Below are 14205 nucleotides of genomic sequence, written 5' to 3'. Positions count from 1 at the left end.
TGGTATTAAAATGGATATTTGTATCGGCGGTATTTTTGACGGTCAAAAAATAGAAAACAATAATGATTTCTTTAAGGTTGAAGAGCATTATTCAGACAATAGTTCTAAATATATTAAACAGCACTTCCACTTGTTTGGACAAATTTTTACTTTCTGGGTTTGTGAAGATGTTGATTTAGCTCAAGCCATAAGCAAAGCCGAGAGAATTTTAAAGAAGAGAAAAGAAAATATTTAGCTAATAAATCACAATACATCTGCTACGGTTACGGTCTGTTAATTTAAATATTTTATTATTTAATGTGACATATTTTATTAGTAACTTAATTGAAAATAGCTTTAATAAGAAAATTTTAGCTTTTTAAAGTAAATATTTTTGTTTTTTATAGTGTTAGATCGTTATTTACAATAGTTTGGTAGTAGTTACAGACTTTAACAATTTGTGTGTGGAATTTGCTATATATAGTTATACATTAGGCTTAAGCTAAAGTTGTTTTATTTATTACGCAAATAAAACAAACCCCCACTTAAATATTATTTATTTGAGTGGGTTCTTAATTCAAAAACGGTTATTCATTATTTTAGTGTTCATAATTAAATTATAGATAATATTTATTCTTATAGTCTGCTTTAAGAAAGGGAAAAAATTTAAATGTTAAATGAAGTACAACCTCATATTTGTTTTGTTGGTAGTAGTAATTTGGCGTTAGCGTTAATAGGAGGTTTGGTTTTAAAAGGGTTCAAAAAAGAAAAGATCCATCTTATTGAAGAGAAAAAAAATAACGATGAGAATATGTTAAAGCAAAAGGAAAATGGTTTAAAAAAAGCAGATATTGTTATTTTATTATTGGAACCTAAAAACTTAAAAGAAACGCTTGAACCATTTAAAAAGTATTTAGCACGTAAAGTTATTATTTCTATGATGGCCGGTGTTGATATTGCAAAATTATCAACTATTACTGGCTCAAAAAAAATTGTTCGTGTAATTTCAAATCCACCTGTGCTTACGCATACGGGTACTCACGTGCTCATTGCTTCTGAGCAAATGGACCAGCTCGATAAAGATGTCATCGAAATGCTGTACTCTGCAACAGGGCAGACTTTCTGGGCAGCTTCGGAAACACAAACTGATGCAATTATTGCATTATCTGGTTCAGGGCCGGCTTACTTTTTTTATATTTTAGATAGCATGATTAAGACGGGCGTTTCATTAGGGCTCGACAAACAGTTTGCCTTAGATTTAGCACTTCAAGCAGCGAGTGGTGCAGTTGAAATGATTCGCAAAACCAATGTTCCACCTGCGGATTTATGTGGAAAGGTTACTTTGGCGAATGGAATTACAGAATCTGCTTTACGCATGTTCGATTTAGGCAATGTGTCTGATGATATACGTTTAGCCATGAAAGCCGCATATCATCGTAGCAAAGAAATTACTTCAGAAATTATTTCTGAAATTGGTTAACTCATCTTTAGCAAACTAGGCCTTTAAAAAGTATTCCCAAATAATGAAACCTAAGCCAAACCCAATAAAAGAGTAGAGAGTAATAATAAAGAATACAAAACTGGCCTTATTTTTTTTCTTCAAAATGTTCATGGCAATGCCTCCAATTCAGATTAATTTTATTATGGAGATGAGGAGGCTGTAATCATAGATACAGAATTTTTTAAAAAAAATATAACAGAGTCTAAATCCGTTATGGTCTAAGCCGCTTAAGTTAATAAAGATTTTAGAATCAATATTTTAAGTCGATGGGCTATAGGTGCTACATCTTTTATTCAATTAACATTAAATCGGCTGTATTGGCAGATTTAAGAGGACGCAGGGCAAAGGTTGAGCGTGTGTGTCGAATACCTTTAATTGAATAGAGTTTTTTTCGTAAAAAACGTTCGTAATGCTCCGCATCTTTTACGGCTACTTTCACCAAATAATCATAGTCACCTGTAACCAGATGAGCTTCTACGACTTCAGGTATATCTGCTAATGCTTCGCTGAAATTCTCTAACATTTCATCATCATGGCGCTCTAAAGTAATTTCTATAAAGAATACCTCATGAATGCCGATCGCTTTAGGGTTTACGTTTACCGTATAGCCTTCAATAATTTTTAAAGTTTCCAGACGTTTTAGTCGTGTCCAGCATGGAGAAGATGAAAGACCAACTTCTTCAGCTAATTGAGCAACGGTTAAGCGACCATTACCGCGTAGTGCAGATAAAATTTTCCGATCTATACGATCTAGTGTGTATTCTGTTCTGTTCAAAATATAAACCAAAGAAGAATCTTCTGATAAAATTAAATATACTTCATTTTTATGCTGCCATCATTTAAAAAAAGCAAAAAATACAGGAAACATTTTGAGCTAAAGGTACATACACTATTTCTATGCATTGAACCTTTCTGGATAGGGGTTGTGATGGAGCAAAGAGCACTGTTTCAGTAAGGGTGACTAAACAGTGCTCTTTGCGGATTTCTTATAAATTTTTAAATCTATTTTTATTAATCGTCATAGTGTATTAAAACAAATTAAATAATAACTTTTATTTATCAATTGAATAAAAACTAATCATTATTTTTTATCTAACTTTTCCTTTATGGTGATTTCATTGCATAGAAGGAAGCAAGGTTATGATCACCCAGCATGATATAAATCAAAAACAATATCAAAATAAGTCTCTCGACTATTTGAATAGCCAAGCTCATTCTGAAGGAATTGAATTTAATAAATTTATTAATGAAATTCAGAAATTTGAAAAGGCTGTAGTTCTTGATTTAGGCTGTGGGGGTGGCCATGTCTCTTATAATGTTGCTCCGCATGCAGACCTTGTTTTTGCTTACGATTTATCTCATGAAATGTTAGACACTGTGTCTAAGACTGCCAGCCAACGCAAATTAAAAAACATCTTTGTGCAGCAGGGTATTGCTGAAGATATGCCTTTTAGTGACCATCAGTTTGATGTAGTCATTAGCCGATATTCAGCTCATCACTGGCAGCATGTTCCTAGCGCCATGAAAGAAGTGAACCGCGTTCTTAAGCCTGACGGCATTGTCATTTTTGTAGACATTATTAGTTCTAGCTCGCCGATATTAGACACGTTTTTACAGACGATCGAAACTATTCGAGACCCAAGTCATGTACGAAACTATAGTGTTAAAGAGTGGGTTTATTTTATCGAAGATGCGGGCTTTGACTTAGTGGGCCTAGATAAACAAACGCTCTCGTTAGACTTTGATAGTTGGGTAAAGCGTATGAAAACCCCGGAAGATCAAATCAAAACTTTGCGCTATTTGCAGGAAGGTTCATCTGACCTCGTTAAGAAATATTTCAAAATTCAAAATGACGGTAGCTTTGAAAGCCATGTGGGTTATTTTGTCTTTAAGAAATTAGGGTTTTAAGTGGTGTAATAAGTAAGGGTTTTAGTAGATAAGAAATGAATTAAATGCCACTAGAACTCTTTTCTTGAATAGCTTGGATTATATTAAAGATGAGTATAAAACAAATCTAATATCATTTATTTGATAAAACTTAATCACACAATTTTTATAAGGTGATTAAATATTCAAAAGAGAAAGAGATTTATTTAATTTTCTTTTTATTAATAGACACTTATAAGTAATTATTATTTAATACGCCCGCAACATTACCACTAATACTTTTAATAACTTTGTCGGGGAAATAATGCGTAATATTTTAGTAACGGTTTTCACTTTATTGGTAGGAACATCAATTCATGCTAATCAAGAACCTAAAAGCCTTCTAGGGCAAACACACTGCGAGAAAGCAGTAGAGCTACATGGTTTTTTAAGCCGCGCTCAACTTGATTGTAACTATCACTATTATTCAGAAGAGTTAAAGGATGCTGCTGCAAAATGTACTAAACATGAGTTAGGTGATAAATACGGTAGGGAAGTCATGAAATTTGGTATGAAGCAATTTGAAGAGCGCAAGAAAGAAGATACAAAAGGTCAATTATGTAGTCGGGTTTTAAAAGAGTTTCCAAACTATATTAAAAAATAAAATAAGGTTTTAAAAACCTCTTCTAGCAAGCCGATAAAATGGATTTAATTATTCATTTTATCGGTGTATCAAGGCATAAAATTTACCAGTTGAACCAGAAAACACACTATAAGAAGCAGCCTAATATAAAAAATCATCTCAATTTTCGATTGAGAAGAAAAACTCTTTTACCAAGATCTTTCATTTATCTGCAACTCTTTTCTTTTGTACATAAGAAAACTATATAAAATTTTCACTCCATTTTTTGTCTAATTCTTTTAAATCACCGTATGCTTTTTCAAATTCGTTCAATGGAAAACTTAATCGAGGAGCAGAAGGCGAGGTTTTCCAGACTACGGATGTCACAACATCGTGAATATTTTTAAATGCGTAACCAAAACGAGCCCATATCACTTCATCTGCTGAAACAACTTGTTCAACCATAATTACGCTACACACTAGATCTAAATCATCAGGGCAAATTAAAATTGGAACTACTGTTGAAATAGTTTCATTTTCATAAGCTTCTGGTTTAAGAAGTTTCCATGCATTACTTAATGCCAATTCACTATCATAATCATATAACCAACCTTGGGCTGGAACTAAACTTTCTGTGCTATCAATAATGTGGGTATTTTGATGCACCCATATATTTAATGGAACATTATCAATTGCAAGTATAGGGAATGGTTTTAAATTACCATTTGTATCTTTTATACATCCTTCGATCGGGTGTTCATATAAAAGAGTAGCAGAGATAGTATTCATATTTATAAGTTAATGTGAGTTAAGCAAATATAATATATTCTATTCAATAGATTAGTGAGTCTAATTCAATGAAAAATAATATTTATTTAATTATTTTCTAGCCAATATCACATTGACACCTAAAACCCCTCCGATTATGCTTTGCGTGCTGGCCTACATCGCCAGTCAGCTTTTGACAGAGTTGGTACAAAAGGCGCACAACAACGTTTCGTTTTGTGCGTTCTCTTAAGTCACGCCTTTATGGTGAGGCTAGGAGGGGCACGCTTGCGTGCGCTGGTTTCCTTTTGTACCAGTCTGTCAACCCTTCTAGTCTTGCCACCATTATTTGACAGTAATTGGTAAGACTCTTCTAAATCAAAAGGAGTCCGCTCATGCGTACTAATTCTTCTCAATTATTGGCCTTTGCCAAAATCTCTCTATCCATATCGCCCAACTGGTCTTTAAAACAGTTTAACCGACTCTAGGTTTTCTACAACCTTAGCTCGTTACGACTAAAAAATCATAGCAACAATAAAACCAGAGATAGCTTAGGGCACATTTTTGTGCGGCTTTTGCATGCCTGTTTTTAGCACTCATTTTAAGAGTGACGGCATTTCTATCTCTTTTAGATACAACAAAAAATTATTTAAACGGTATACCTATGCCAAATTTAGAATCTTCATTTAGAGCGCTGCGCGTGCTTCACGCAGCAAAAGACTTATTTAATCTATATGGCTTTCATAAGGTCGGTGTCGACCGAATTATTACGGAAGCCAAAATTCCCAAAGCTACTTTTTATAATGACTTTCACTCAAAAGCACGACTCATCGAAATGTGTCTCACTTTTCAAAAAGACGCGCTAAAAGACAAGGTATTTTCAATTTCTAATTCTTACCGTGAACAAATGGTGCTTGATAAACTTAAGGAGATTTATTTTCTACATGTCGACTTAAATGGCTTTTATCATTTGCCATTTAAGGCAATTTTTGAAATTGAAAAGCTCTATCCGGTTGCCTATAAAATCGTAGTTGATTATAGAAACTGGTTTGTTGGCGAAATTCATAAGTTGCTTTTAACCTTAAAATCTACGGCTTCACTCCAAGACGCTTACATGTTTTTATTTATGATTGATGGGGCAATGGTTCAGCTTTTAGGTGAAAATGGGGTAGATGAAAGCGCACGACTGTTGGATTATTTCTTTTTAAACTTTGTCTAATTGCTAGAACTTAAATACAAAAAAGCCTCTAATTAAGGAGGCTTTTTCATTGAAATAAAATAAATACTTAGCTTAATGTTGCAGGTTTTGCAGAATGCTGTGCCATTTGTTCAAAATATTGAACCGCAGGTGAACGAGCCATATAAGCCAAAGCTTGTTCAGTGTCACCTTCATGGATTGGGTTAAATTTTGGAGAAACCCATCTTAAAGTCGCTTTCCATAAATATTTAATGGTCGGTAGGTTGTCTGAGCGAGTAGCCGTTTTTTCAAATTCACGAATGAAATTAAAGAAGCCACGACGCATCAATTTTTGAATGTCTTCGTGCTCTAAATCCTGCTTACCTAGACTACGTGCAAAATCAGCAAGGAAGTAAATAAACAGCGGGAAGATCGCGGCCATAATGACTTGGCGAGACACATAAAAACCCAACTTGTTTGTTAAAAGGTGCTGAAATAAATCGTAAGCAACACAGCGGTGTTCAACTTCTTCGGCAAGGTGCCAACGGAATAAATCTGCCATTGCGGGGTCGGCGCTATCCCAAGACTTGCTATCAAGTGTCCACTGACCAATAGTTCCCGTAAAGTGCTCAATTGCAGCAATAACACCTACTCGGAAAAGTAACCAATATTCTTCAAGTTTTTTGCCTTTTACAAGCGGCAGACCAAAGGGTTTATCGCCCAATAAAATATTAAAAACAAAATGCGCACGGTTGAGTGGATCTTGAATGTCATAGCCATTTTCACGTAAGAAGTCTTGAGCTTTTTCATGGGCACGTGCATGCGCCGCTTCTTGGCGGACAAAGCCTACTACTTCTTGTTTTAATGTTTCATCGGTAATGTAGGGAAGGGTTTTATTAAACACTCGGCAGAACCAAAACTCGCCAGCTGGCAAAAGCATATTGATACCATTTGCTACATGTGAGCATAACGGATCATTCGGCATCCAGCAGACAGATGACTCCGCGAAATCAAAATATACTTTTCGAGCTTTAAGCTGATGATTCCCTGTGATCATATACGTCACCCTATTCATAATTATTCATTTAATGCGAATGCACAATTTTTAGCATTAAGTAAAATCGATCACCATGTGCTTAAGGGACAAAAACATCTTAGAAAAGGCTTATAGAGATAAAAAAGGTCTAAGTGAGAGGTTTGGTCAATAAAAAAGGCTCCTTTATTAAAAGGAGCCTTCATTTTTATAATCTAGGCTTTAAATTCTTTAAGCCTATTCATTTTTTATAAGCTAAAACTTTTTATTATAAAGCTTACGGTAAGTAACTCGCCGTGCTTAAAAGCCTAGATCGCTTGCCATTGATCTTTAACTTCTTCTGAATTTTTATTGAGTAGGACTTGGTTTTCGTTCACTTCCCCAATCCACGCAGTAGGAATGAGATGATGTTGACCACTTTCGTCTCGAGTCAGCTTTAATTGATTTTCACCATCGAGATGGTCGACTGTTCCTACTTTAGTACCGCAAGAAGCAATAACATCTGCGTGTTTTTGAATGTCAGTAATATTTAAAGTATTCATTTTAGACCTCTTCTTTGAAAATAGAAAAACGGTAGAAACTAAATTACTTTAAATAATGAGCTAAATGTTGAATTTTTAATAAACCTTACAGGATCGGTTTATAAACTCACTTAATGAATATATTTGAGTAACAATGAAATAATTAGATATAAATCTAATAATAATTATCTTTTTATTACAATTAATGTGTTTATTTAAACAGAAGTATTTAGATATGTTTAAATCAAGTCTTATAAATAATTATTTGCAATGAATATTAAAATATCTATAAATATGACGATATTGAGCATCTTGAGTGAATTTGAATCTGCCTTAGCTGAAGATAAAAGTAAGCTTCGTATAGATTTACTCTCTCAGTTGGTAAATTTAGCCAAAAATTTACCTTATCCAGCGTCGGGCCAAACCTATCAACGTTGGCAACTTTTTGCTCAGATTGCTGGGTCAGATTTAAGTTTGGCTAAACTATTTGAGTCTCATTGTGATGCCTTAAGTATTTTAAATGAATTGGGCTATCAAGAAGAAATAGATGACCAGATTTGGGCGGTTTGGGCAGCAGACGGTGGACCAGCTCCATTGCAAATAAAAGATAATCTTTGTAATGGCATAAAACCTTGGTGCTCCGGTGCGGAGTTTATCCAAAAAGCCTTAATGAGTTATAAAGACCAGCAAGGCCAAGCACAGCTTTGTATTGTTAACTTAGAACATCCTTCAATTACTACCGACTTAAGTCACTGGCATGCAGTCGGAATGCACGCCACGCAGACAGCTAGAGTCACTTTTGAAAATACGCCTGTTAAACCGATAGGTCATCCAAACAGTTATTTAGAACGTCCAGGGTTTTGGCATGGTGCGGCTGGAGTCGCTGCTTGTTGGTACGGTGCAGCCGTTCGTTTAGCCAGCTTTTTGCAGGAAAGTTGTCAGGCAAATCCTAACCCTTTTAAGAAATTGTACTTAGGAGAGTTAGCTCAGCAATTAGCGATCACCAAGCAATATTTTCAATACGTTGCTGAACTAATTGACCATCAACCATTGCTGAGTCATGAGCGGGAAATACGGATATTACGTGCCCAAACGGAACAATGCTGTCTGAGTGTCGTTGAGCGAGTGGGGAAAGCCTTGGGTGCTCGGCCTTTTTGTGAAGATACGACTTTCGCTCAGCTCATGGCTGACTTGCCTGTGTTTATCAGACAAAGTCATGCCGCTTTTGACTATGAACAAATTGCAGAACTCTGTTTATCGGAGCAAAGCTTATGGGAACTTTAAAACATCCTTTGGTAGAAGACCGCGTTATTTTTGGTGAGGGTACGTCCAAAGAGCAATGGTTAAAGGCGTTTAAAGAACTTCCTTTAGCACCTTTAGATCTTGAGCTATTTCGCTCTAAAAGGGTGGTGATTGTCGCTCCACATCCTGATGATGAGGTGCTTGGCTGTGGTGGTCTAATGCAGCAACTCATTGCGCTGAATTGTAAGATTTTAATTTTAGCAGTGAGTAACGGCACACAAAGTCATCCTAACTCTACAAAATATCCTCCAGATCAGCTCAATATTCTTCGCCCGAAAGAAAGTTTAGCTGCTTTAGATTGTTTAGGGGCAGCAGGGTCAACCGAGCATGTAGAGCTTAATTTGTTAGATGGACAGATCCATTTTCAAACCCATCAACTTTGGCAGAGTTTAGACAAGCTCATTCAAGCTGACGATATTCTGATTTGTAGTTATGCACTTGATGGTCACCCAGACCATGAAGCAGTAGGTAAAACAGTGCAAGCTTATGCAAACGCTAAGCAATTACTATGTTTACACGTATTAATTTGGGCTTGGCATTGGGCAGAGCCTTTAGACCCACGAATTGATTGGCAGCGCGCAAAAGCGTACCACCTAACCGAAGAACAATTAACTAAAAAACATCAAGCAATTTTGCAGTTTAAAACCCAACTTGAAGTAGATGAAACCACGGGCAATGATGCGGTTCTCTCTCCAAGTGCTATTAAACGTCTTTTAATGCCTTATGAGGTGTATTTGAGTGATTCATTCTCGCATGTACTTTGAAGATTTATATCGTCATAACAGTGATCCATGGGGCTATGATTCACACTGGTATGAAGCCCGTAAAAGGCAAATTTGTCTCGCGCTGCTCACAAGACCTCGCTACCCAAAAGTGTTAGAAGTGGGTTGTTCAAATGGACATTTAAGTATTCATTTAGCCCAAAGAGCTGAGCAATTGTTGTGTATAGATGTCTCTGAGTGCGCTGTTCAATTGGCTTCCGAGCGCCTACAAGAATTTGAGCATGTGGTTGTTGAAAATAGAAAAATACCTGAAGATTATTCAGTTCAAAAATTTGATCTGATTTTAATTAGTGAGATGGCATATTACTTGTCGGCAAACGAATTGCATCAGTTTATTGAAAAGTTAAAGCATAGTTTAAATGACGACGGTGAAATTCTTTGTTGTCACTGGCGTCATGAAATTCAAGATTTTGAATTAAACGCAGAACAAGTACATCAAGCTTTTCAGCAACATTTTCCATTTCATCACTATCTAAGCTTAAACGACCCAGATTTTATGATAGATGTTTGGACGGCGAACACTTCCTCTTTAGCACAGCAGGAAAAACTAAGATGAAAATAGGTATCGTCATTCCAGCACATAACGAAGAGCAATATCTATCGGCCTGCCTGCAATCGATTCAGGTTGCCATAGATAATATTAGCGGTTATGACGTAGAGGTTATTGTTGTACTTGATAACTGTACAGATCAGTCGCGGTTGATTGCACAAAGCTATCAAATCAATTGGATTGAGTGTGGTTATGCATGTGTAGGAAAAGCACGAGATTTAGGTATTCGTCATTTGATTGGGCGTGGCGTAACATGGATTGCGTGTACGGATGCAGACACGGTGGTTAGTCCTGATTGGCTGCGCTATCAAATACAGCATCAACCAACAGATGCAATTTGCGGTACGGTGACCTTAGATGACTTGAGCCATCTATCGATATCCAAACGGCAGAAATACTTGGCACATTATAAAGATCAGATGGATCATGCACATATTCATGGGGCAAATTTAAGTTTTAGTGCGGAAGTTTATCTTTTAGTAGGGGGCTTTGAGCCTATTTCATGTCATGAAGATGTGTCTTTAATTAAGAAATTTATAAAGCATTGTTGCAATATTACTTGGAGTAATCTGGTTCGTGTGACAACGAGTAGTCGGCTAAATGGACGTGCACCTCAGGGCTTATCGTACTTTCTAAATAACCTCTAATGACTTAAACCATCACTTCTCCTAATATCGAAATATTCTTTAAATTTTGTGGATCATATTTAATTTTTATTATGCTACCGACTTTATATTGATCGTGATTTTGTTTAGCAATAAGCACCTTTAGATTTTCAGTTATGCAGATAAGACCTCATCGTTAAGAGCCAAAATTAAAAGATTCATAATTAAATTTGGGCAGGGTATATAACTTAGTTGTTGTATTTATGACTACATATGTAAACAAGCCTTATGATAAATGTCCTTAACGCCTAAAATTCTAGAAAATAAAGTTTTAAGGGGTATGAGTTTGGATTTTTTAAAATTTTTTCGTGATATTCGAGTCGAATTAAGCCACTATCCTTGGCTAGAAATGTTTGTTTCACTCACGATTTTGATTTTATTTGCAGCAATAGCAAATTTTATTGCTAAACGTATTATTGTTCGGGGCGTTCGTCACTTAGTCACAAAGTTCAAATCACCCAATCAATCTATTTTTGCTCAGCATAGTGTTATAAAGAAATTTGCAAATATTGTTCCAGCTGTTGTGATTATGAATGGTATTGCAACAGTTCCTCATCTAACTCCAAAGTTCATTTCTTTTGTCGAAATGGGGGCGCAAGCATTTATTTTTCTTACGCTCGCGCTTACAGTTAGCGAAGTGTTAAATATCTTTAACCTCATTTATCAGCGTAATCCAAAATCTAGAAACAAACCGATTAAAGGTTACCTACAACTAGTCAAATTAATTTTATTCGTTGTTTGTGGCCTGATGATTTTGGGAACATTCCTTAAAAAAGATGTGTTCACTTTACTTGCAGGTTTTGGTGCGATGGCAGCAGTATTAATGCTCGTTTTCCAAAACACGATTTTGTCTTTGGTTGCCAGTGTACAAATCGCATCTTATGACATGGTTCGTATTGGTGACTGGATTGAGATGCCATCACTGAATGCGGATGGTGATGTGATCGATATTTCACTACATACAGTGACTGTTCAAAATTTTGATAAAACCTACACCACCATTCCAACCAATAAGCTCGTTACTGATACTTTTAAAAATTGGCGAGGCATGAGCAATGCGGGTTGTCGTCGTATGAAGCGTTCACTCTTTCTCGATCAAAGTAGTGTTCATTTTATGACTGATGAAGAGCAACAAAAGCTCAAAGAATTTTTATTATTAGATCAATATCTTGATGCAAAGAATTCTGAAATCGAAGAATTCAATAAACATTTAAGCAATCAATCTCGTTATAACAAACGCCGTTTAACCAATATCGGTACATTTAGAGCCTATGTTGAATTTTATTTGCGCCAACATAAGGGGATTGCTCAAAATCAAACCATTATGGTTCGTCAATTACAGCCTACCAGCCAAGGGTTGCCGTTAGAAATTTATGCATTTAGCAATACAACTGCATGGGTTTCCTATGAAGCAATTCAGTCCGATATTTTTGATCATTTAATTGCGATTCTTCCTGAATTTGGTTTACGTGTTTACCAAGCGCCTTCGGGTCATGATTTGCAAAGATTAACGTCAGAGATTAATCCAAGTTAAGTCTTTATCTATATAACAGGTCTTAAACTACTTTGAAAAAGCTCCCATATGGGGCTTTTCATTTTCTATATTGAACTCGAACCCTTCACTGTAGATTATCCAGCAAACCAAATATTCTGATGATCACACATGGGACTCAAATGTTTAATGCGTAGGTTGTCTTGCTCAAAATTGCCAAAACCCCCAGTAATATCTAATTCACTGCCTAGGGCGATGTGCTTGCCTTTATAACTTAAAGTTTCTTTTTCCGAATCCCACTGAGCGGTGTGTTCTGGAAAGATAATGAGTATGTCGTTCACATAAAGACACTCTTGTTTTAGCAGCAATATTCCTTTTAAGCGTGCTGATGCAGAAACGCCATTAAACTGATAAACAGGGAGTTTTACAGCGCTTGTATTTTCGTTCGCTTCTTGTCGCTGACATCCCGTAAGGAGTACCAACACAACTGTGCAAATCAATTTATTATTAATACCCAATTTTATTCCTTTAGGGGCTTCCATATATTTTTGATAGTAATGGACTAACGTTGCATATCAACATTTAGATTGTTAGAGAAGATTTCATCTCATTATATTTTACTAATTCATATATTGTTATCTTTTTCGTCTGTATTTGGGGACAAAATATGACGTGTGATCCACCAAAATAATAGCGCCAACAGACTCACACCTGCACCTAGAGCACACACGCCAAGCCATCCAGCATGGGCATAAGTAGCTGTTGTACTGATTGCACCTAATCCACTACCGATTGCATAAAACAGCATGTATAGACCAACAAGCCGGCTATGAGCTTCTGGACGAGTACGAAAAATCATACTCTGATTGGTCACATGTAAAGCTTGCCCGCCCAAGTCTAGCAATACTATGCCAATCACCAGTGCCCAGAGCGAGTACGCCATGAGTGAAAGTGGTCCCCATGCGATTAATAATATAATGAGTGCTGCTGCACTTGTACACTGAGCATATCCGCGGTCGGCCCACTGTCCAGCACGTGCAGCGGCGAGGGCGCCAATGACTCCAACAAGACCAAAAGACCCAATAATCGTATGTGAAAAACTATAAGGTGGCTCACTCAATGGCAATACCAGTGCACTCCAAAAAATATTGAATGCCGCGAACATGAGTAAAGCTAAGACACCGCGCACCTGAAGTACTTTTTCTTGGTGTAGCAGTTTTAACATAGAAGCCAGAAGCTGCGGATAGCGCATTGAAACGGGCTGAACTTTTAAATGAGGAAGTCGTCTCCAGAGGGGTAAAGCAATCATGAGCATGATTATGGCTGCACAAAAGTAAACGCCACGCCAACCAGCCAAATCACTGATTCCTCCTGAAAATACTCGGGCAAGCAGTAAACCAATGAATACACCACTTTGTGCAGTACCAACCACATGTCCTTGCTCATGTGGGAGAGCAGCACTCGCAGCATAAGCAATAAGCCCTTGCGTCATGGCTGTACCGAGTAAACCCACAGCAAGCATTCCTGCCAAAAGAACAACAACAGAATGAGCAAATGCAACCACTAGCAATGCAGATACCAAAGCCAGTAACTGTATAGCCATTAATCGACGTCGATTTACAAGATCGCCCAACGGCACCAGAAACACGAGGGCCAGCGCACAACCAATTTGCGTGGCTGTAACTACACCACCGATGGCGGCATGACTAATGCTAAAGTCCGTAGCCAATATGTCGAGCAAAGGCTGTGCATAATAGACATTTGCTACGCTTGCACCACTTGCAATAGCAAACAGCAATATGACGCTACGAGGCATGCTTGAAAGCTGTTTATCGCTTTCTGCGGGTGAAGTTGAAGATGCAAGAGAAGCTTTCATGGTCCTAAACTCACTCAATCTAGTTTTAAAATGCAACTGGTTGAATGTTAAGCTTACTAGTTTTAAAATGCAAC

General features: G+C 36.8%; 17 protein-coding genes and 1 pseudogene. 10 read left to right on the top strand and 8 right to left on the bottom strand.

Going from position 1 to position 14205, the window contains the following annotated elements; all coding sequences use genetic code 11:
• Window positions 1-10 precede the first annotated feature (10 nt).
• Together F936_RS13280 and F936_RS13275 are read left to right on the top strand one after the other, a co-directional pair.
• Entirely contained in the window at window positions 11-235 is a 225-nt protein-coding gene (locus F936_RS13280) for a hypothetical protein (protein ID WP_005048033.1), read from the top strand.
• Window positions 236-649: 414 nt separating this feature from the next.
• Window positions 650-1459 (top strand): pyrroline-5-carboxylate reductase family protein, encoded by an 810-nt coding sequence (locus tag F936_RS13275; RefSeq protein ID WP_005048031.1) that lies wholly within the window; start codon window positions 650-652, stop codon window positions 1457-1459.
• Between the two features lie 15 nt (window positions 1460-1474).
• Here F936_RS13275 and F936_RS18975 read toward each other — a convergent pair whose 3' ends face one another.
• The gene (locus tag F936_RS18975) at window positions 1475-1591 is read right to left on the bottom strand and encodes a hypothetical protein (protein ID WP_004793556.1); all 117 of its coding nucleotides are present in this window, start codon (window positions 1589-1591) and stop codon (window positions 1475-1477) included.
• Window positions 1592-1769: 178 nt separating this feature from the next.
• Window positions 1770-2255, bottom strand: a complete 486-nt coding sequence (locus F936_RS13270) for an Lrp/AsnC family transcriptional regulator (protein WP_034677787.1) — start codon at window positions 2253-2255, stop codon at window positions 1770-1772.
• Between the two features lie 365 nt (window positions 2256-2620).
• Here F936_RS13270 and F936_RS13265 point away from each other — a divergent pair, with 365 nt between their 5' ends.
• Window positions 2621-3388, top strand: a complete 768-nt coding sequence (locus F936_RS13265) for a class I SAM-dependent methyltransferase (protein WP_005048029.1) — start codon at window positions 2621-2623, stop codon at window positions 3386-3388.
• Window positions 3389-3671: 283 nt separating this feature from the next.
• The gene (locus F936_RS13260; protein WP_005048027.1) at window positions 3672-4010 is read left to right on the top strand and encodes a hypothetical protein; all 339 of its coding nucleotides are present in this window, start codon (window positions 3672-3674) and stop codon (window positions 4008-4010) included.
• Window positions 4011-4229: 219 nt separating this feature from the next.
• Here the strand turns inward: F936_RS13260 and F936_RS13255 are convergent, their stop codons facing one another.
• On the bottom strand, window positions 4230-4757 hold the full coding sequence (locus F936_RS13255) for a hypothetical protein (protein WP_005048025.1): 528 nt from the start codon (window positions 4755-4757) through the stop codon (window positions 4230-4232).
• Between the two features lie 640 nt (window positions 4758-5397).
• On the opposite strand from F936_RS13255, the gene F936_RS13250 reads away from it, so the two are divergent.
• Window positions 5398-5952, top strand: coding sequence for a TetR/AcrR family transcriptional regulator (locus F936_RS13250; protein WP_005048022.1), 555 nt, complete (start codon window positions 5398-5400; stop codon window positions 5950-5952).
• A gap of 67 nt (window positions 5953-6019) precedes the next feature.
• Here F936_RS13250 and F936_RS13245 read toward each other — a convergent pair whose 3' ends face one another.
• Entirely contained in the window at window positions 6020-6967 is a 948-nt protein-coding gene (locus tag F936_RS13245) for a metal-dependent hydrolase (RefSeq protein WP_005048019.1), read from the bottom strand.
• Between the two features lie 284 nt (window positions 6968-7251).
• Window positions 7252-7485: a DUF2171 domain-containing protein gene (locus tag F936_RS13240; RefSeq protein ID WP_005048017.1), complete on the bottom strand. Its 234-nt coding sequence runs from the start codon at window positions 7483-7485 to the stop codon at window positions 7252-7254.
• 249 nt (window positions 7486-7734) lie between these two features.
• On the opposite strand from F936_RS13240, the gene F936_RS13235 reads away from it, so the two are divergent.
• The 4 genes from F936_RS13235 to F936_RS13220 are packed head-to-tail and all read left to right on the top strand — an operon-like array spanning window position 7735 to window position 10745.
• Window positions 7735-8748, top strand: coding sequence for an acyl-CoA dehydrogenase family protein (locus F936_RS13235; RefSeq protein ID WP_016801951.1), 1014 nt, complete (start codon window positions 7735-7737; stop codon window positions 8746-8748).
• Complete coding sequence (locus F936_RS13230; RefSeq protein ID WP_005048012.1) at window positions 8736-9530, top strand: PIG-L deacetylase family protein; 795 nt, start codon at window positions 8736-8738, stop codon at window positions 9528-9530. Before F936_RS13235 ends, F936_RS13230 begins: the two co-directional genes overlap by 13 nt.
• Window positions 9505-10104, top strand: coding sequence for a class I SAM-dependent methyltransferase (locus F936_RS13225; protein ID WP_005048009.1), 600 nt, complete (start codon window positions 9505-9507; stop codon window positions 10102-10104). The genes F936_RS13230 and F936_RS13225 overlap by 26 nt, the downstream gene beginning before the upstream one ends.
• Window positions 10101-10745 (top strand): glycosyltransferase family 2 protein, encoded by a 645-nt coding sequence (locus F936_RS13220; RefSeq protein WP_005048007.1) that lies wholly within the window; start codon window positions 10101-10103, stop codon window positions 10743-10745. Before F936_RS13225 ends, F936_RS13220 begins: the two co-directional genes overlap by 4 nt.
• A 4-nt stretch (window positions 10746-10749) precedes the next feature.
• On the opposite strand, the pseudogene F936_RS19580 reads toward F936_RS13220, so the two are convergent.
• A pseudogene (locus F936_RS19580) lies at window positions 10750-10881 on the bottom strand (DUF3592 domain-containing protein); the annotation flags it as partial.
• A gap of 168 nt (window positions 10882-11049) precedes the next feature.
• Between F936_RS19580 and F936_RS13215 the strand changes: the two are divergent.
• Entirely contained in the window at window positions 11050-12297 is a 1248-nt protein-coding gene (locus F936_RS13215) for a mechanosensitive ion channel family protein (RefSeq protein WP_026055586.1), read from the top strand.
• Window positions 12298-12392: 95 nt separating this feature from the next.
• On the opposite strand, the gene F936_RS13210 is transcribed toward F936_RS13215, so the two are convergent.
• Both F936_RS13210 and F936_RS13205 read right to left on the bottom strand, forming a co-directional pair.
• Window positions 12393-12797 carry a hypothetical protein gene (locus tag F936_RS13210; protein ID WP_005048003.1) on the bottom strand — a complete coding sequence of 135 codons (405 nt, stop codon included), beginning with the start codon at window positions 12795-12797 and terminating at the stop codon, window positions 12393-12395.
• 83 nt (window positions 12798-12880) lie between these two features.
• The gene (locus tag F936_RS13205; RefSeq protein ID WP_005048001.1) at window positions 12881-14131 is read right to left on the bottom strand and encodes an MFS transporter; all 1251 of its coding nucleotides are present in this window, start codon (window positions 14129-14131) and stop codon (window positions 12881-12883) included.
• Between the last annotated feature and the right edge of the window lie 74 nt (window positions 14132-14205).

Source organism: Acinetobacter calcoaceticus DSM 30006 = CIP 81.8 (assembly GCF_000368965.1).
GTDB lineage: Bacteria > Pseudomonadota > Gammaproteobacteria > Pseudomonadales > Moraxellaceae > Acinetobacter > Acinetobacter calcoaceticus.
The sequence above is the reverse complement of the archived record's forward strand: the minus strand, read 5'-3'. Positions and strand labels throughout refer to the sequence as shown.

Excerpts from the sequence above, each read along its gene's own strand:
- F936_RS13280 (WP_005048033.1), top strand. The coding sequence starts at position 11 with ATGGATATTTGTATCGGCGGTATTTTTGACGGTCAAAAAATAGAAAAC.
- F936_RS13275 (WP_005048031.1), top strand. The coding sequence starts at position 650 with ATGTTAAATGAAGTACAACCTCATATTTGTTTTGTTGGTAGTAGTAAT.
- F936_RS18975 (WP_004793556.1), bottom strand. The coding sequence starts at position 1,591 with ATGAACATTTTGAAGAAAAAAAATAAGGCCAGTTTTGTATTCTTTATT.
- F936_RS13265 (WP_005048029.1), top strand. The coding sequence starts at position 2,621 with ATGATCACCCAGCATGATATAAATCAAAAACAATATCAAAATAAGTCT.
- F936_RS13260 (WP_005048027.1), top strand. The coding sequence starts at position 3,672 with ATGCGTAATATTTTAGTAACGGTTTTCACTTTATTGGTAGGAACATCA.
- F936_RS13255 (WP_005048025.1), bottom strand. The coding sequence starts at position 4,757 with ATGAATACTATCTCTGCTACTCTTTTATATGAACACCCGATCGAAGGA.
- F936_RS13250 (WP_005048022.1), top strand. The coding sequence starts at position 5,398 with ATGCCAAATTTAGAATCTTCATTTAGAGCGCTGCGCGTGCTTCACGCA.
- F936_RS13245 (WP_005048019.1), bottom strand. The coding sequence starts at position 6,967 with ATGATCACAGGGAATCATCAGCTTAAAGCTCGAAAAGTATATTTTGAT.
- F936_RS13240 (WP_005048017.1), bottom strand. The coding sequence starts at position 7,485 with ATGAATACTTTAAATATTACTGACATTCAAAAACACGCAGATGTTATT.
- F936_RS13235 (WP_016801951.1), top strand. The coding sequence starts at position 7,735 with ATGAATATTAAAATATCTATAAATATGACGATATTGAGCATCTTGAGT.
- F936_RS13230 (WP_005048012.1), top strand. The coding sequence starts at position 8,736 with ATGGGAACTTTAAAACATCCTTTGGTAGAAGACCGCGTTATTTTTGGT.
- F936_RS13220 (WP_005048007.1), top strand. The coding sequence starts at position 10,101 with ATGAAAATAGGTATCGTCATTCCAGCACATAACGAAGAGCAATATCTA.
- F936_RS13210 (WP_005048003.1), bottom strand. The coding sequence starts at position 12,797 with ATGGAAGCCCCTAAAGGAATAAAATTGGGTATTAATAATAAATTGATT.
- F936_RS13205 (WP_005048001.1), bottom strand. The coding sequence starts at position 14,131 with ATGAAAGCTTCTCTTGCATCTTCAACTTCACCCGCAGAAAGCGATAAA.